The organism is Pseudomonas sp. KCJK8993, assembly GCF_046230915.1.
Lineage (GTDB): Bacteria > Pseudomonadota > Gammaproteobacteria > Pseudomonadales > Pseudomonadaceae > Aquipseudomonas > Aquipseudomonas piscis.
The window spans coordinates 1-16,741 of sequence record NZ_JBJJLO010000133.1; the positions used below are offsets into that span (position 1 = coordinate 1).

Annotated in this window: 13 protein-coding genes; 4 read left to right on the forward strand and 9 right to left on the reverse strand. The window is 64.4% G+C overall.

Features of this window, described 5'->3' with window-relative positions; genetic code table 11:
• Positions 1 to 145 precede the first annotated feature (145 nt).
• On the reverse strand, positions 146 to 1,492 hold the full coding sequence (pmbA, locus tag ACK6AU_RS27960; protein ID WP_185699122.1) for a metalloprotease PmbA: 1,347 nt from the start codon (positions 1,490 to 1,492) through the stop codon (positions 146 to 148).
• Between the two features lie 108 nt (positions 1,493 to 1,600).
• Here pmbA and yjgA point away from each other — a divergent pair, with 108 nt between their 5' ends.
• The gene (yjgA, locus tag ACK6AU_RS27965) at positions 1,601 to 2,122 is read left to right on the forward strand and encodes a ribosome biogenesis factor YjgA (protein ID WP_185699121.1); all 522 of its coding nucleotides are present in this window, start codon (positions 1,601 to 1,603) and stop codon (positions 2,120 to 2,122) included.
• 49 nt (positions 2,123 to 2,171) lie between these two features.
• Here the strand turns inward: yjgA and tldD are convergent, their stop codons facing one another.
• The 8 genes from tldD to mreB form a co-directional block, all read right to left on the reverse strand.
• Positions 2,172 to 3,614 carry a metalloprotease TldD gene (gene tldD, locus ACK6AU_RS27970; RefSeq protein WP_185699120.1) on the reverse strand — a complete coding sequence of 481 codons (1,443 nt, stop codon included), beginning with the start codon at positions 3,612 to 3,614 and terminating at the stop codon, positions 2,172 to 2,174.
• Positions 3,615 to 3,640: 26 nt separating this feature from the next.
• On the reverse strand, positions 3,641 to 4,480 hold the full coding sequence (locus tag ACK6AU_RS27975) for a carbon-nitrogen hydrolase family protein (RefSeq protein ID WP_185699119.1): 840 nt from the start codon (positions 4,478 to 4,480) through the stop codon (positions 3,641 to 3,643).
• A gap of 58 nt (positions 4,481 to 4,538) precedes the next feature.
• Positions 4,539 to 8,342 (reverse strand): YhdP family protein, encoded by a 3,804-nt coding sequence (locus ACK6AU_RS27980; RefSeq protein ID WP_185699118.1) that lies wholly within the window; start codon positions 8,340 to 8,342, stop codon positions 4,539 to 4,541.
• Positions 8,343 to 8,417: 75 nt separating this feature from the next.
• Positions 8,418 to 9,875, reverse strand: coding sequence for a ribonuclease G (rng, locus tag ACK6AU_RS27985; protein ID WP_185699117.1), 1,458 nt, complete (start codon positions 9,873 to 9,875; stop codon positions 8,418 to 8,420).
• A 56-nt stretch (positions 9,876 to 9,931) separates the two neighbouring features.
• A complete protein-coding gene (locus tag ACK6AU_RS27990; protein WP_409302760.1) occupies positions 9,932 to 10,528 on the reverse strand; it encodes a Maf family protein in 597 nt (198 codons plus the stop codon).
• A 43-nt stretch (positions 10,529 to 10,571) separates the two neighbouring features.
• Positions 10,572 to 11,063, reverse strand: a complete 492-nt coding sequence (gene mreD / locus ACK6AU_RS27995) for a rod shape-determining protein MreD (RefSeq protein WP_022642310.1) — start codon at positions 11,061 to 11,063, stop codon at positions 10,572 to 10,574.
• Positions 11,063 to 12,151, reverse strand: a complete 1,089-nt coding sequence (mreC, locus tag ACK6AU_RS28000) for a rod shape-determining protein MreC (protein WP_185699242.1) — start codon at positions 12,149 to 12,151, stop codon at positions 11,063 to 11,065. Before mreC ends, mreD begins: the two co-directional genes overlap by 1 nt.
• 142 nt (positions 12,152 to 12,293) lie before the next feature.
• Positions 12,294 to 13,331 carry a rod shape-determining protein MreB gene (gene mreB / locus ACK6AU_RS28005; protein WP_022642308.1) on the reverse strand — a complete coding sequence of 346 codons (1,038 nt, stop codon included), beginning with the start codon at positions 13,329 to 13,331 and terminating at the stop codon, positions 12,294 to 12,296.
• A gap of 211 nt (positions 13,332 to 13,542) precedes the next feature.
• On the opposite strand from mreB, the gene gatC reads away from it, so the two are divergent.
• From gatC to gatB, 3 genes are all read left to right on the forward strand, one after another.
• On the forward strand, positions 13,543 to 13,830 hold the full coding sequence (gene gatC / locus ACK6AU_RS28010; RefSeq protein WP_022642307.1) for an Asp-tRNA(Asn)/Glu-tRNA(Gln) amidotransferase subunit GatC: 288 nt from the start codon (positions 13,543 to 13,545) through the stop codon (positions 13,828 to 13,830).
• A 16-nt stretch (positions 13,831 to 13,846) separates the two neighbouring features.
• The gene (gene gatA, locus ACK6AU_RS28015) at positions 13,847 to 15,298 is read left to right on the forward strand and encodes an Asp-tRNA(Asn)/Glu-tRNA(Gln) amidotransferase subunit GatA (RefSeq protein ID WP_409302763.1); all 1,452 of its coding nucleotides are present in this window, start codon (positions 13,847 to 13,849) and stop codon (positions 15,296 to 15,298) included.
• Between the two features lie 10 nt (positions 15,299 to 15,308).
• The coding region (gene gatB, locus ACK6AU_RS28020) for an Asp-tRNA(Asn)/Glu-tRNA(Gln) amidotransferase subunit GatB (protein ID WP_409302765.1) at positions 15,309 to 16,741 on the forward strand (1,433 nt) is incomplete at its 3' end.

The window sequence follows — 16,741 nt, forward strand, 5'->3', positions numbered from 1 at the left end:
TGTAAGGGCCGCTCGCCAACAACAATGAGCAGCCTCACCCATGCCAAGGCGAACTTGGAGTAGCCCTGAAAATGTGCGAACGAAGGTCATGCAATAAAAAACGCCACCTGCAAAGGTGGCGTTTGTTTATCGAAGCTTGCCGCAATCAACTACCGGCAACGGTCATGCGTTCGATCAGTACCGAGCCGGTGCGGATGTTGCTGCGCAGCTCCAGGTCATTACCCACGGCCACGATCTGCTTGAACATATCCCGCAGGTTGCCGGCAATGGTCACTTCCTGCACCGGGAACTGAATCTCACCGTTCTCTACCCAGAACCCGGCGGCGCCCCGGGAGTAATCCCCAGTGACCATGTTCAAGCCCTGCCCCATCAACTCAGTAACCAACAGCCCGCGCCCCATGCGCCGCAGCAGGGCGGCCTGGTCTTCATCGCCATGGGTGACGAACAGGTTATGCACGCCCCCGGCGTTGGCGGTGCTTGGCATGCCCAGCTTGCGTCCCGAATAAGTGCCCAATACGTAGGACACCAACTCGCCATCCTTGACGAAGGGCTTGGCGTAGGTGGCCAGGCCATCGCCATCGAAGGCCGAGCTGCCCATGGCGCGCAGCAGGTGCGGACGCTCATCGATGGTCAGCCATTGCGGGAACAACTGCTGGCCCAGGGCGCCTTCCAGGAACGACGACTTGCGATACAGGTTGCCGCCGGAAATCGCCCCCAGGAAGCTGCCGAACAAGCCGCCAGCCAGCTCGGCGGAAAACAGCACAGGGACTTCGCAGGTAGGTACCGGGCGAGCGCCCAGGCGGCTGGCAGCACGTTGGGCCGCACGCTGGCCGATGCTCACCGGGTCTGCCAGCAACTGGCCCTGGCGATTGACGTCATACCAGTAGTCGCGCTGCATCTGGCCATCGGCCTCGGCGATCATCACGCAACTCAGGCTGTGGCGGGTGGATGCGTAGCCACCGATAAAGCCGTGGCTGTTGCCATATACCCGGCAGCCCTGGTGAGTGTTCAGCGTGGTGCCGTCGGCATTCTTGATTCGCGCATCCGCGGCAAAGGCCGCCGCCTCACAGGCCAGGGCTTGCTCGATGGCCTGCTCGGGAGTGATGTCCCAGGCATGGAACAGATCGAAATCCCGCACCTCGCGAGCCATCAGGGACGCATCGGCCAGGCCCGAGGCTTCGTCCTCGGAAGTATGCCTGGCAATCGCCAGGGCCGCGGCCACGGTTTCACGGATGGCGTCCGGGCCACTGGCGGAGGTGCTGGCCGAGCCCTTGCGCTGGCCCACATAGAGGGTGATGCCAAAGCCCTGGTCGCGGTTGAACTCCACGGTCTCCACTTCCCGCTGGCGCACCGAAGTCGACAGGCCCTGTTCCAGGGAGACCGCCACTTCACAGGCGCTAGCTCCCTGGCGTCGCGCTTCGGCGATGATCTGCTCGACCTGCTCCTGCAATGCCGGCAAAGCCTGCGGGCCGACGCTTTGTGCTGCACTCATGGTGTTCTCCACTCAAATTCTGCTTTCGATTAAGGCCGGCGAGCGACCGGGCCGGACAAGCGGCCCTCGACTGGTTATCATGGCGGCGTTTCTTTGCGGACTGCCACCATGGTTGATTCTTACGACGACTCCCTCGATGGGGAGAAAAGCAAATCCCAGGTCAAACGCGAGCTGCATGCTCTGGTTGATCTCGGCGAGCGCCTTACCACTCTCAAGCCCGATCTGCAGGCCAAACTGCCATTGACCGACGCCCTGCGTCGGGCCCTGGCGGAAGCCCCCAAGCATGTCGCCCATATCGCCCGTAAACGCCACCTGCAATTCATCGGCAAGCTGATGCGGGACCAGGACATCGACGCCATCTTGCAGTTGCTCGATCAACTCGATGCCTCCACCCGGCAATACAACGAACGCTTCCATAACCTGGAACGTTGGCGCGACCGCTTGATCGCCGGCGGCGACGACGTGCTGGACAAGTTCGTCAGCGAATACCCCGAAGCCGATCGCCAGCAACTACGCTCGCTGATCCGCCAGGCCCAGCACGAGGTGGCCCATAACAAGCCCCCTGCCACCAGCCGCAAGATCTTCAAGTACATCCGCGACGTCGACGAGACCCAGCGCGGCCTGCGCTGAGCCTTGTTCCGGCTGGGCCGCCCAGGCAGCCCAGCCGTCCCTTGCCCAATCACGCCCCTGTGCCGCCCACCGTGATCGCATCGATCTTCAGGGTCGGCTGGCCGACGCCTACCGGTACGGACTGCCCGTCCTTGCCGCAGGTACCGACGCCACTGTCCAGGGACAGGTCGTTGCCCACCATCGATACCCGGCTCATGGCCTCCGGGCCGTTGCCGATCAGGGTCGCGCCCTTGACCGGCGCGGTGATCTTGCCGTCCTCGATCAGGTACGCCTCGCTGGTGGAGAACACGAACTTGCCGCTGGTGATATCCACCTGGCCGCCGCCGAGGTTGGCGCAGTAGATGCCCTTCTTCACCGAGGCGATGATGTCCGCCGGGTCGCTTTCGCCGCCCAGCATGTAGGTGTTGGTCATGCGCGGCATGGGCAAATGGGCATAAGACTCTCGACGACCGTTGCCGGTGCGGGCCACGCCCATCAGGCGCGCATTGAGCTTGTCCTGCATATAACCCTTGAGCACGCCGTTCTCGATCAACGTGGTGCACTGGGTGGGAGTGCCCTCATCGTCCACGCTCAGCGAACCACGACGCCCGGCCAGGGTGCCGTCGTCAACGATGGTGCAGAGCTTGGAGGCGACCATCTCGCCGATGCGGCCACTGTAGGCCGAACTGCCCTTGCGGTTGAAGTCGCCTTCCAGGCCGTGGCCCACGGCTTCGTGCAACAGCACCCCGGACCAACCGGAGCCCAGTACCACGGGCAAGGTGCCGGCTGGAGCCGGAATCGCTTCCAGGTTGACCAGCGCCTGGCGCAGCGCCTCGCGGGCGTAACCCATGGCCCGGTCCTCGCTGAGGAAATAACGGTAGTCGGTACGCCCGCCACCACCATGGCCACCACGCTCGCGCCGGCCGTTCTGCTCGACGATGACGCTGACGTTGAAGCGCACCAGCGGCCGTACGTCCGCCGCCAGGCCGCCATCGGTGGAGGCCACCAGGATCCGTTCCCAGACCCCGGCCATGCTCACGCTGACCTGCTGGATACGTGGGTCCAGGGCCCGGGTCGCGGCGTCCACGCGCTTGAGCAGCTCGACCTTCTCGGCACGGCTGATGACCTCCAGCGGATTGTCCGGGGCATACAACTGCGCCACGTCCTGGGTAGAGAACGCCTGTACCTTGCCGTTCTGTCCGGCCCGGGAAATCGAACGCGCCGCGCGAGCGGCCTGGCCGAGGGCCTCCAGGGTGATCGCATTGCTATAGGCGAAACCGGTCTTCTCGCCGGACTGCGCGCGCACCCCGACGCCCTGGTCGAGGTTGAAGCTGCCTTCCTTGACGATCCCGTCCTCCAGCGACCAGGACTCGGAAATCTGCCCCTGGAAGTACAGGTCGGCAGCATCGATGCCCGGACCTGCCAGGTCGCCCAGCACGCCTTGCAGGCTTTCGATGGTCACGCCACCAGGGGCTAGGAGATGTTCACTGACTGAGGACAACAACCCGCTCATATGCTTTGGCCTTAAATTCGTCGTACTTATGCAAGCCGTTGAACGCCTTGCGAGAAAATGCGCCGGTGGCTGAACACCGGCATCCGCGCCCGGATGGACGCCTGTTCGCTGCTGTCACGCTCGGCCAGCAGCACGCCTTCGCCCTGGTCCTGCTCGGCCAGCACCCGCCCCCAGGGGTCGACGATCGCCGCATGCCCGTAGGTCTCGCGGGGACCGGGGTGCACTCCGCCCTGGGCCGCCGCCAGCAGGTAGCACTGGGTCTCGATGGCCCGGGCACGAATCAATACTTCCCAGTGGGCGGCCCCGGTCACGGCGGTAAAGGCCGAGGGCGCGGTGATCAGTTCTGCCCCGGCAGCGCGCAATTCGCTGTAGAGCTCGGGAAAACGCAGGTCGTAGCAGACCGTCAACCCCAGGCGCCCTACCGGCGTATCCGCCACCACCACCCGGTTCCCATGAGCATAGTCATCGGATTCGCGATAGCGCCCGCGATTGTCCGCCACGTCGACATCGAACAGGTGCAGCTTGTCGTAGCGCGCCACCACTTGCCCCTGGTCATCCACCAGTAGCGAGCAGGCATTGGACTTGGCCTCGGGCTGATCCTGGGGTGGCAACGGCAAGGTGCCGGCGACTATCCATAACCTGAGGTCGCGGGCGGCCTGTTTCAACCAGGGCAGGATCGGACCTTCGCCCAGGGCTTCGGCGCGCCCGATGGCGGCCATGTCCCGGCGGCCCATGGCGGCGAAGTTTTCCGGCAGCACCGCCAGCTTCGCCCCACCGGCAGCGGCTCGCTCCAACAGGCCGCGGGCCTGTGCCAGGTTGGCCAGCACAGCGCTCTGGCTGACCATTTGAATCACCGCAAGAGACATGGCGAACTCCATATTGGGTAGAGCGCCATGCTACTCCATGGACGCCAGCCGGGAATGCTCAAAACGGCTTGTCGAAGGTGATCTTCGGCTCTTTCCACGGCCCCTTGACGTTGTACTTGACGCTGGCGAAGCGCGCTACGCGGTCGCCGATCAGCTTGTCGATCAGGAACAACGCCCCGCCCACCGCCGGGGCCCCGACGATCAGGGCAGCGATCGGCAGGTTGTTGGTCACCGGCAGGGTCACCAGCAGCTTGGCGTCCACCCGGTCGGCCACCATGTCCAGAGTACCGTTGAGCTCCAGGTTGCTCGATGGGCCGGTGAGCGCGATGGGTTCCCGGGTGACGTACACCCCATTGCTGGCCGCCAGCACGCCCCGCACCCGGTCGTAGCTCAGGCCCTTGCCGAACAGGTCGGAGAAGTCCAGGCGCAGGCGCCGGCCAATGGAGTTGAAATTCAGCAGGCCGAACACCCGCAGGGCCTGGGCACCGCCTTCGACCTCGACGAACTGCCCCTTGCTCAGGGTCGCATCGAGGCTGCCGGAAAAGCGCTTCAAGCCAACCCAGGCCGGCGAGCCAGGCCAACGGCCATCGACGTCCAGGTGAAAGTCCTCGCTGGTGACCGTAGGGGCAAAGCCCCAGCCCTTGAGCACATCAGCCAGGTTCCTGCCGCCGATGCGCCCCCGGTACCAACTGCTGCTGGCACCGGCCTGCCCCTCCCAGCCGCCCTCGCCTTCGAGCAACATGCCCTTGAGCCCGAGGTTCAAGCTATTGAACGACATGCCCGTGGGCGTGGGCCGGACCTTGAGCGCCCAGCGGCCAATCAGGTCCGGGCCCTGGAACAGCTGGGCAATGGAGATGTCCAGCGGCGGCACGTTCTTGGGGTCCACCGAAGCCAGGGGATCAGGAGCGTTTTCATCGGCCTGGACCGTCGGGTCGACAGCCGGCAGGCGGATGTACTGCATGTCGATGGCCATGGGCGCCGCCTTGGCGTCGGGAATACCGACATTGCCCTTGGCCTGCTGGCTATCGATCTGCAGCTCCCAGGCGCCGGGCTTGCGAGTCAGTAACAAGTTGACCTGGTCCAGGGTGCTGCCGAAGGCCGTGAGCTTGCCGACCTTGAAGTCCGCACTGCTGAGCAATTGCTTGGCACTGCCTCCAGGATCTTGCCCGGCATAGCGGTCGGCCAGGGCCTTCCAGGGTTCGACATCCAGCTCCGACAACACGCCTCGCACCCGCAGGCCCTTGACCGTCGGCAACTGGGCATCGCTGCCACCGAGGAACAACTCCCCCCGGCCTTCGGCGAACTTGCCAGTGGGCGCGGCGAAGGTGAAACCCGCCAGGTCGCCGTAACTGAACCAGTAGCGACGCTCGGCCCCTTGCAAGGTCATGCGAAACACGCTGTTGCGCCCGGTATTGGCGGACATGCCGAATGGCGCCGGCAGGTCCACCACGGCGCCCTTGAGGCTGGAGCTGACCATCAGCTGGCTGTCGGCGCCATCGAGGTTCAACTGCAACTGGAACGGCAATTCGCCAGACACCGGCAATGGCTGGCTGACCTGCAACCAGTCGGTAAGCTTCTTGACCGCCACCTGTCCCTTGGCCACCACCCGGGTAGTGAGCTTGCCGGCGCGGCCATCGGCGAAGATCTGCGCCGTCAGCGGCCGCTCGAAAGCCTGGGCACTGATCCCATCGCCACTCAAGCCCTTGGCGCTGTCGAAGCGGAAGTCGCCCTTGAGCTGAGTCAGCTCCAGCGGTGGCTCGCTGAGCTTGAGACGGGCCTTGTCGGTCTTGAAGTCCACCACGATCTTCGGCTCTTCGCCCTTGGCCAGGGGGATATCCAGGTCCACCTTGCCTTGCAGGTCGCCCTCGCCTTGCCAACCCGCGAAGGTCGAGGCGGTGCCGATCGGCGCCTCCTGGAGGATCTTCAGGCCATCGCCCAGGCCACCGGCAAAGTCGCCGTCGATGTACATGTGCGAGCTTTGCCCGTCCGGCGCATGGGGGATGTTGACGAACACATCGCGCACCTTGGTATCGAGCAACTGGCCCTTGCTGGCGACGATACGCACCCGGCTGCCTTCGATGAACACATCGCCGTTGACCTTGGTCAGGTGCGGCCAGCCCGGCTGGAAGGCCAGTTCGGCATCATGCACCTTGAAGAACAGGCTGATGCTGCGCGCGGCCTCGATGGCGTCGTGGTTCAGCGAGCCCTGGTACTGGAAGAACCCCTGGTCCACCGCGCCCTTGAGGATCGCCGTGCGCAGCCATTCATCCACCGCCGGGTTGAGCACCTGGGGCAGGTACTTGGCGGTATAGCGCCCATCGCCGTCCACCAGGCCGACCCGCAGGTCCATGTAGTCTTCCTGGGCATGATCGAAGTGCAGGCGGATCAGGAAGTCGCCGGCGATCTTGCCTTCCTCGCCCAGCACCTTCAGATAGGGGGCGATCAGGGTGAAACCTTCCTGGTCGAGCTTCCAGGTCAACGTCGCGTTGGCTTGGATGTACTGCCAGGGCTTGGCGAAGATCGGGTACAGGTGCAAGGAGAAGTCCTTGCTGTCCATGCGCAGCTCGCCCTTGCCCAGGTTGCCGCTGATGCTGCCACTGACGTTACGTGCCGCGGGAGCGCCGTGGTAGGCATCGAAACCGACACGATCGAGGTTGGCGGCGAAACTCAGGCGCTCGTCGCCGGTGGCCTGGGGTCGGTAGTCCAGCAACACATTGCGCAGCCCGCCAGTGACCTTGAGGTGGTCGACAGCCGTGGCCACGCCCTCGGGCAAGGGGGCCAGCGCATCGAGGATCGGGGTGATGGGCGCCAGGTCCAGGCGGTCGGCTTGCAGGTGCCAGAGTTCTTCGTTCTGCCCGCTGGCGTTGCGCTGCTGCAATTGCAGGCGCGATTCCCAACGGGTCTGCCCCAGGTTCAAGGCCAGGGAGTCCAGTTGCACTTGCAGGCCCTGGGCGTTGCGCTGCAGGTTGGCGTTGAGCGCCAGGTTCTTCAGGGTCACCGGGGTGCGCGCGGCGTAGGCTCCGGTCAGTTGCGGTGCATTGAGGCGCAGCGCCGCGCTTTGCACGGTGCCCTGGCCCCAGCTGAGCCACAGTTCGCCACCGGCCTTGAGCTGCGAGAACTTCCATTGCTGGGTCAGGCGCGGTGGCAGCCAGCGGGCCCAGTCGCTTTGCGGCAGGCTCAGGTACAGCTCGGCCTGGGCATCGCGCCAGGCCTCGGCGCGGATCCGCGTGCGCAGGCTCAAGGCCAGGGGCTGGCCGTCCGGCAGGTTCAGACGCAAGTCCAGGCGTTGCCGGCTGGGTCCGGTGCGCAAGTTGAGGCCGACATACGACAGGGCGAGCGGCTGGTGATCGCGGGGCAGCAAGGTGACCTGGCTGTCCAGCACCGAGAGTTCCGCCAGTTGCTGCAAGCGCGACAACAGTTGTGCCGGCTCCATGGGCTGGTCTTGCTGCACCGGCAGGCCTTCGAGCTGCCACTGGCCGTCCGCGCCTTCCTTGAAGCTCAGGCTCAGGCCGCTGAGCTCCAGGTGGCCGATCCGCAAGTCACGGGCCAAGAGGCTGCCGAGCATGTCCGGGGCGACGCTGACCCGATCCAGGCGCAGGGCATTGGCACCCTCGCCCACCATCACGTCATGGGCCACAAGGATCGGCGACAGGCCGCTCCAGCGCCCCTCCAGGCTGCCGATATGCACGGGCAGGCCGACGGCGTCCTGGACCTTGGCCTCGACCTCGGCCTGGTATTCGGCTACCAACGGCGTCAGCTCCCGACCCAGGCTGACGTACAGGGCAGTCGCCACCAGCGCCAGCGCACAGAGGCCCAGCCCCCAGCGGATCAGTGTGGTGAACAAGCGGATCAGCCGCTCCATGTCAGTTGGCTCCCATGGCAAATGTCATGCAAAAAGCTGAAGCCAGCCGTTTCCAATCATGTAGAACACGCGGAATCAGAGCAGCACCACGTCGTATTGTTCCTGGGAATACATGGTTTCGACCTGGAACCGGATGGTGCGGCCAATGAAACCTTCCAGCTCCGCGACATTGCCCGACTCTTCATCGAGCAGGCGGTCGACCACCTTCTGGTTGGCCAGTACCCGATAACCTTCGGCCTGGTAGGCCCGGGCCTCGCGGAGGATTTCGCGGAATATCTCGTAACAGACGGTTTCCGGGGTTTTCAACTTACCCCGTCCCTGGCAGCTGTTGCAGGGCTCGCAGAGCACCTGCTCGAGGCTTTCCCGGGTACGCTTGCGGGTCATCTGCACCAGGCCCAGTTCGGTGATGCCGATGATGTTGGTCTTGGCGTGATCGCGCTCCAGCTGTTTTTCCAGGGTGCGCAGCACCTGGCGCTGGTGCTCTTCGTCTTCCATGTCGATGAAGTCGATGATGATGATCCCGCCCAGGTTGCGCAGGCGCAGCTGGCGGGCGATGGCCGTCGCCGCCTCCAGGTTGGTCTTGAAGATGGTTTCTTCCAGATTGCGATGGCCGACGAAGGCGCCGGTGTTGACGTCGATGGTGGTCATGGCCTCGGCCGGGTCCACCACCAGGTAGCCGCCGGACTTGAGCGGCACCTTGCGCTCCAGGGCTTTCTGGATTTCGTCCTCGACCCCGTACAGGTCGAAGATCGGCCGCTCGCCCGGGTAGTGCTCCAGGCGGTCGGCGATTTCCGGCATCAGCTCGGCAACGAACTGCGTGGTCTTCTGGAAGGTTTCCCGGGAGTCGATGCGGATCTTCTCGATTTTCGGGCTCACCAGGTCACGCAAGGTACGCAAGGCCAGGCCCAGGTCCTCGTAGATCACGTTGGGCGCGCCGATGGTCTTGATCTGCGCGCCGATCTGGTCCCAGAGCCTGCGCAGGTAGCGGATGTCCATCATGATCTCGTCGGCGCCGGCCCCTTCGGCGGCGGTGCGCAGGATGAAGCCGCCGGCCTCCTGGATGCCTTCCTGGGCCACGCAGTCGCTGACCACCTGCTTGAGGCGCTCGCGCTCGGCCTCGTCCTCGATCTTCAGCGAAATGCCGACGTGGGCGGTGCGCGGCATGTACACCAGGTAGCGCGAAGGGATCGACAACTGGGTGGTCAGGCGCGCGCCCTTGGTGCCGATGGGGTCCTTGGTGACCTGTACCACCAGGCTCTGCCCTTCATGGACCAGGGCACTGATGCTCTCCACCGCCGTGCCCTCGCGGGTGGAGATTTCCGAAGCATGGATGAAGGCCGCGCGGTCCAGGCCGATGTCGACGAAAGCCGCCTGCATGCCGGGCAGAACCCGCACCACCTTGCCCTTGTAGATATTGCCGACGATACCGCGACGCTGGGTACGTTCGACGTGGACCTCCTGCAGCACGCCGTTTTCGACCACCGCCACCCGCGATTCCATCGGTGTGATGTTGATCAGAATCTCTTCACTCATGGCAAGGTCTCGTTCGGACGTGTTCATGGAGGGCCGCATGGGTCGGATGGAATGCCTTAGTGCACTGGAACGTCTTGCCAGCAGGAAATGCCGAAATCACCGAGCAGTTCCGCGGTTTCGCACACCGGCAAGCCGACCACGGCGGAATAGCTGCCATTGAGCCCTGCCACAAACACCGCTGCAAGCCCCTGGATCGCATAACCGCCGGCTTTGTCCCGGGGTTCGCCGCTGGCCCAGTAGCGCGTCGCTTCCTGTTCGCTGATCGAGCGGAACCGTACCAGGCTGCGGACCACCCGCGCCTGGCTGCGCTGGCCATCGAGCAGGGCGACCGCCGTCAGTACCTCGTGCTCGCGCCCGGAAAGCGCCATGAGCATCCCCAGGGCGTCGGCCTGGTCCCGCGGCTTGCCGAGGATGCGGCCATCGAGCACCACAGCGGTATCGGCGCCCAGGACACAGGCCGTGGAGTCGCGGGCCAGTGCCGCGCGACCGGCCGCCGCCTTGCCACGGGCCAGGCGCTCGACATAGGCGGCGGGGGATTCGGCGGCCAGTGGGGTTTCGTCGATGTCCGCGCTGATGACGGTGAACGGTACGCCGATCTGGGTGAGCAGTTCACGCCGGCGCGGTGAGCCGGACGCGAGGTAGAGCGGATTCATCAAGACATCTCCCTGTCGAGGTGCGGGCCAATGCCTGACCGGCTCAGTTGATCTTGAAACGCCGGCGCAAACCGCGCAGGCCGAAGCTGACCCAAGGCCACAACAGGGCGCTGACCAAGGCCGGCAGGACCACCGCCAGGGTCGGCTGGCGGTTGCCGGTCAGGGCACTGAGCCAGAGTTGCACCAGCTGCGCCAGGCCGAAGATCACCAGGATCACCAGGCTCTGCTGCCACATCGGGAAAATCCGCAGGCGCTGCTGCAAGGACAGCACCAGGAAGGTGATCAGGGTCAGGATCAACGCGTTCTGCCCCAGCAACGTGCCATACAGCACATCCATGGCCAGCCCCAGGCACCAGGCAGTGACCATGCCCACCTTGTGCGGCAGGGCCAGGCTCCAGAATGCCAGCAGCAAGGCCAGCCACAGGGGCCGCAGGATCTCCATGAACTGCGGCATCGGCGACACGCTGAGCAACATGCCCACCAGGAATGTCAGCCAGACGATCCAGCCGTTATTCGAATAGGTAGTGCCCGCCATTATTCTCTTCCTCCGGTGGTGGCCGGTGCTGCGGCTGGCGGCTTGGCGGCCGCCGGCTTCACCACGGGTTTATGGACCGGCCTGGCCGGAGCATGGGCCGCGGGCTTGGCCGGGGTCGCCGGGGTCGCCGGCGTGGGCGCTGGAGCGCTGGCCGGTGCCGTCGTCGCTGGTGCGGGCTTGGCGACCGTGGCCGGTACAGCGGCGCCACCTTGCTGGTCCTGGGCCTCCTGGGCCTGGACCGCGTCATTGGCGCGCTCTTCGGCGGTACGCGAGTCACTGAATACCAACAGCAGGTAGCGACTGCGGTTCAGCGCCGCCGTGGGCACCGCGCGGACGATGGCGAACGGTTGGCCGGAGTCGTGGATCACTTCCTTGACGGTAGCCACCGGGTAGCCGGCGGGGAACCGCTGACCCAGGCCGGAACTGACCAGCAGGTCGCCTTCCTTGATGTCCGCGGTATCGGCCACATGGCGCAGTTCCAGGCGCTCCGGGTTGCCGGTACCACTGGCGATGGCGCGCAGGCCATTGCGATTGACCTGTACGGGAATGCTATGAGTGGTATCGGTGAGCAGCAGGACGCGCGAGGTATAGGGCATCAACTCCACCACCTGGCCCATCAGGCCACGGGCATCGAGCACCGGCTGGCCAAGGAACACGCCATCGCGCTCACCCTTGTTGATCAGGATGCGATGAGTGAAGGGATTGGGGTCCATGCCGATCAGTTCGGCCACTTCGACCTTTTCGTTGACCAGTGCCGAGGAGTTGAGCAGCTCGCGCAGGCGTACGTTCTGCTCGGTCAGGGCCGCAAGCTTCTGCAGGCGCCCCTGCAGCAACAGGTTCTCGGTCTTGAGTTTTTCGTTTTCGGCGACCAGTTCGGTGCGGCTGCCGAATTGGCTGGCCACGCCTTGCCATAGCCGTTGCGGTAGATCGGTGATCCAGTAGGACTGCATCAGCACCAGCGACATCTGGCTACGCACCGGCTTGAGCAGTGTGAAGCGCGCGTCGACCACCATCAGCGCGATCGACAGCACGACCAGCACGAGGAGGCGCACGCCCAGTGAGGGGCCTTTGGCGAAAAGCGGTTTAATAAGCCGCTCCTCCCAGGCAAATGTTGTGTCTATTCATAAGGCGTCGAACCGGCCTGGATGCAGATTGACAGAAGATAAACGCGACAGGCAGCACTGCAAAGTGCTGCCTGTGAGCGCAACAGCATAGATGCCAGCAGCGAAGTTATTCGCTGGAAAGCAGGTCCATGGTGTGTTTGTCCATCATTTCCAATGCACGGCCACCGCCGCGAGCGACACAGGTCAGCGGGTCTTCGGCGACGATCACCGGCAGGCCGGTTTCCTGGGCCAGCAGCTTGTCCAGGTCACGCAGCAGCGCGCCACCACCGGTCAGCACCAGGCCGCGCTCGGCGATATCCGAAGCCAGTTCCGGAGGCGACTGCTCCAGGGCGCTCTTCACTGCCTGAACGATGGCGGCCAGGGACTCTTGCAGAGCCTCCAGCACTTCATTGGAGTTCAAGGTGAAGGCACGCGGCACGCCTTCGGCCAGGTTACGGCCGCGCACGTCGACTTCGCGCACTTCGCCGCCCGGGTAGGCGGTGCCGATTTCCTGCTTGATGCGCTCGGCGGTGGACTCGCCGATCAGGCTGCCGTAGTTGCGACGCACGTAGGTGACGATGGCTTCGTCGAAGCGGTCGCCACCGACACGGACGGACTCGGCATACACCACGCCGTTGAGGGAGATCAGGGCGATCTCGGTGGTACCGCCACCGATATCCACGACCATCGAGCCACGGGCTTCCTCGACCGGCAGGCCGGCACCGATGGCGGCGGACATCGGCTCTTCGATCAGGAACACTTCACGGGCGCCGGCGCCAAGGGCCGACTCACGGATGGCGCGACGCTCAACCTGGGTGGACTTGCATGGAACGCAGATCAGCACCCGAGGGCTGGGCTGCAGGAAGCTGTTTTCATGAACCTTGTTGATGAAGTACTGCAGCATCTTTTCGCAGACGCTGAAATCGGCGATCACGCCGTCCTTCATCGGACGAATGGCAGCAATGTTGCCCGGAGTACGACCGAGCATGCGTTTGGCTTCGGTACCAACCGCCACAACACTTTTCTGATTACCGTGGGTCCGGATGGCTACGACAGAGGGTTCATTCAGGACAATACCGCGCTCGCGCACGTAAATAAGGGTGTTGGCAGTGCCCAGGTCAATGGAAAGATCGCTGGAAAACATGCCACGCAGTTTCTTGAACATGGGAAAGGGACCCTAGGCAACGCGTGGGTAAAAAAGTGCGGCAAACTCTAACAACGACAGGGATTTTGGGCAAGGCGCCAATATGTTAAATTGGCGGCTTTTCTGTGCACCAACCCCCACAATCGCGGCCGTAAGACCGTAGAAATACGGTAGTGTTCCGACAATCTGACACGCGGACGATTTCCGCTTTTGTTTTCCACTGGAGAATCCCATGGCGCTTGAACGCTCCGATGTGGAAAAAATCGCTCATTTGGCCAGCATCAAGCTCAATGAAGGCGATCTTCCACACATCACCTCCGCCCTGAACAGCATTCTGGGGCTGGTGGATGAAATGCAGGCAGTCGATACCGACGGTATCGAGCCGCTGGCCCACCCCCTGGAAGCCAGCCAGCGCCTGCGCGCAGACGTTGTGACCGAGTCCAACCATCGCGAGGCCTACCAGTCCATCGCGCCAGCGGTCGAAAACGGCCTGTACCTGGTTCCGAAAGTCATCGACTAAAGGGAAAGAGCCTGCAATGCACCACATGACCCTGGCCGAGATCGCCCGCGGACTCGCCGACAAGAAATTCTCCTCCGAAGAACTGACCCGCACCCTGCTGGCGCGCATCGCCCAGCTCGACCCGCAGATCAACAGCTTCATCAGCCTCACCGAAGACCTCGCGCTGGCCCAGGCCAAGGCCGCCGATGCCCGTCGCGCAAGCGGCGAGAGCGGCGCCCTGCTGGGCGCGCCGATCGCCCACAAGGACCTGTTCTGCACCCAGGGCATCCGCACCAGCTGTGGCTCGAAGATGCTCGACAATTTCAAGGCACCCTACGACGCTACCGTGGTCTCCAAGCTGGCCGCCGCCGGCACCGTGACCCTGGGCAAGACCAACATGGACGAATTCGCCATGGGTTCGGCCAACGAGTCGAGCTGGTATGGCGCGGTGAAGAACCCGTGGAACCTGGAACACGTACCGGGCGGCTCGTCCGGTGGTTCCGCCGCCGCCGTGGCCGCGCGCCTGCTGCCGGCCGCCACCGCCACCGACACCGGCGGCTCGATCCGCCAGCCGGCTGCGTTCACCAACCTCACCGGCCTGAAGCCGACCTATGGCCGCGTGTCCCGCTGGGGCATGATCGCCTACGCGTCCAGCCTCGACCAGGGCGGCCCGCTGGCACGCACCGCCGAAGACTGCGCGCTCCTGCTGCAAGGCATGGCCGGCTTCGACCCGAACGACTCCACCAGCATCGATGAACCCGTGCCCGACTACAGCGCCAGCCTAAACAGCTCGCTGCAGGGCCTGCGCATCGGCGTGCCGAAGGAATACTTCAGCGCCGGCCTCGACCCGCGCATCGCCGACCTGATCCACGCCAGCATCAAGGAGCTGGAAAAGCTCGGCGCGGTGATCAAGCAAATCAGCCTGCCGAACATGCAGCACGCGATCCCGGCGTACTACGTGATCGCCCCGGCGGAAGCCTCCTCCAACCTGTCGCGTTTCGACGGCGTGCGCTTCGGCTACCGCTGCGAGAACCCCAGGGACCTGGAAGACCTGTACACCCGCTCCCGTGGCGAAGGCTTCGGCAGCGAAGTGCAGCGCCGGATCATGGTCGGTGCCTACGCGCTGTCCGCCGGCTACTACGACGCCTACTACCTCAAGGCGCAAAAGATCCGGCGCCTGGTGAAGAACGACTTCATGAACGCCTTCGAGGAAGTCGACGTCATCCTCGGCCCGACCACGCCGAACCCGGCCTGGAAACTCGGCGCCAAGAACAGCGACCCGGTCGCTGCGTACCTGGAAGACGTCTACACCATCACCGCCAACCTCGCCGGTCTGCCGGGCCTGTCCATGCCGGCAGGTTTCGTCGATGGCCTGCCGGTGGGCGTGCAACTGCTTGCCCCGTATTTCCAGGAAGGCCGCTTGCTCAACGTTGCGCACCAGTACCAGTTGAACACCGACTGGCACACCCGCACCCCAACCGGCTTCTGAGGAGACACACATGCAATGGGAAGTCGTGATCGGGCTGGAGATCCATACCCAGCTCACCACTCAATCGAAGATTTTCTCCGGTAGCTCCACCGCCTTCGGTGCCGAGCCCAACACCCAGGCCAGCCTGGTGGACCTGGGCATGCCCGGGGTGCTGCCGGTGCTGAACCAGGAAGCGGTGCGCATGGCGGTGATGTTCGGCCTGGCGGTGAACGCCGAGATCGGCCAGCACAACGTGTTCGCCCGCAAGAACTACTTCTACCCGGACCTGCCCAAGGGCTACCAGATCAGCCAGATGGACCTGCCGATCGTCGGCAAGGGCCACCTGGACATCCCCCTGGAAGACGGCACCGTCAAGCGCATTGGCATCACCCGGGCGCACCTGGAGGAAGATGCCGGCAAGAGCCTGCACGAAGAGTTCAACGGCGCCTCCGGCATCGACCTGAACCGGGCCGGCACGCCGCTGCTGGAAATCGTTTCCGAGCCTGACCTGCGCAGCGCCAAGGAAGCCGTGGCCTACGTCAAGTCGATCCATGCCCTGGTGCGCTACCTGGGGATCTGCGACGGCAACATGGCCGAAGGCTCCCTGCGCTGCGACTGCAACGTCTCGATCCGGCCCAAGGGCCAGGCCGAGTTCGGCACCCGCTGCGAGATCAAGAACGTCAACTCGTTCCGCTTCATCGAGAAGGCGATCAACTCCGAGGTCCAGCGCCAGATCGACCTGATCGAGGACGGCGGCAAGGTGATCCAGCAGACTCGCCTGTACGACCCGAACAAGGACGAGACCCGTCCGATGCGCAGCAAGGAAGAAGCCAACGACTATCGTTACTTCCCCGATCCGGACCTGCTGCCCGTGGTCATCGAGGACGCTTTCCTCGCCCAGGTGCGCGCCACCCTGCCGGAGCTGCCACCGCAGAAACGCGAGCGCTTCCAGGAGCAGTTCGGCCTGTCGGTCTACGATGCCAGCGTGCTGGCCTCCAGCCGCGAGCAGGCGGACTACTTCGAGAAGGTCGCCAACATCGCCGGCGACGCCAAGCTGGCGGCCAACTGGGTCATGGTCGAGCTGGGCAGCCTGCTGAACAAGCAGGGCCTGGAGATCGACCAAGCCCCGGTATCGGCCGAGCAACTGGGCGGCATGCTCCTGCGCATCAAGGACAACACCATCTCCGGCAAGATCGCCAAGACCGTGTTCGAAGCCATGGCCAACGGCGAAGGCAACGCCGACGAGATCATCGACAAGCGTGGCCTCAAGCAGGTCACCGACACCGGCGCGATCTCGGCGGTACTGGACGAAATGCTCGCGGCCAACGCCGAGCAGGTCGAACAATATCGCGCCGCGGACGAAGCCAAGCGCGGCAAGATGTTCGGCTTCTTCGTCGGCCAGGCGATGAAGGCCTCCAAGGGCAAGGCCAACCCGCAACAGGTCAACGAGTTGCTGAAAAGCAA

Bases quoted from the DNA above. Each gene is read 5' to 3' on its own strand.
- pmbA (WP_185699122.1), bottom strand. From the start codon at position 1,492: ATGAGTGCAGCACAAAGCGTCGGCCCGCAGGCTTTGCCGGCATTGCAG.
- yjgA (WP_185699121.1), top strand. From the start codon at position 1,601: ATGGTTGATTCTTACGACGACTCCCTCGATGGGGAGAAAAGCAAATCC.
- tldD (WP_185699120.1), bottom strand. From the start codon at position 3,614: ATGAGCGGGTTGTTGTCCTCAGTCAGTGAACATCTCCTAGCCCCTGGT.
- ACK6AU_RS27975 (WP_185699119.1), bottom strand. From the start codon at position 4,480: ATGTCTCTTGCGGTGATTCAAATGGTCAGCCAGAGCGCTGTGCTGGCC.
- ACK6AU_RS27980 (WP_185699118.1), bottom strand. From the start codon at position 8,342: ATGGAGCGGCTGATCCGCTTGTTCACCACACTGATCCGCTGGGGGCTG.
- rng (WP_185699117.1), bottom strand. From the start codon at position 9,875: ATGAGTGAAGAGATTCTGATCAACATCACACCGATGGAATCGCGGGTG.
- ACK6AU_RS27990 (WP_409302760.1), bottom strand. From the start codon at position 10,528: ATGAATCCGCTCTACCTCGCGTCCGGCTCACCGCGCCGGCGTGAACTG.
- mreD (WP_022642310.1), bottom strand. From the start codon at position 11,063: ATGGCGGGCACTACCTATTCGAATAACGGCTGGATCGTCTGGCTGACA.
- mreB (WP_022642308.1), bottom strand. From the start codon at position 13,331: ATGTTCAAGAAACTGCGTGGCATGTTTTCCAGCGATCTTTCCATTGAC.
- gatC (WP_022642307.1), top strand. From the start codon at position 13,543: ATGGCGCTTGAACGCTCCGATGTGGAAAAAATCGCTCATTTGGCCAGC.
- gatA (WP_409302763.1), top strand. From the start codon at position 13,847: ATGCACCACATGACCCTGGCCGAGATCGCCCGCGGACTCGCCGACAAG.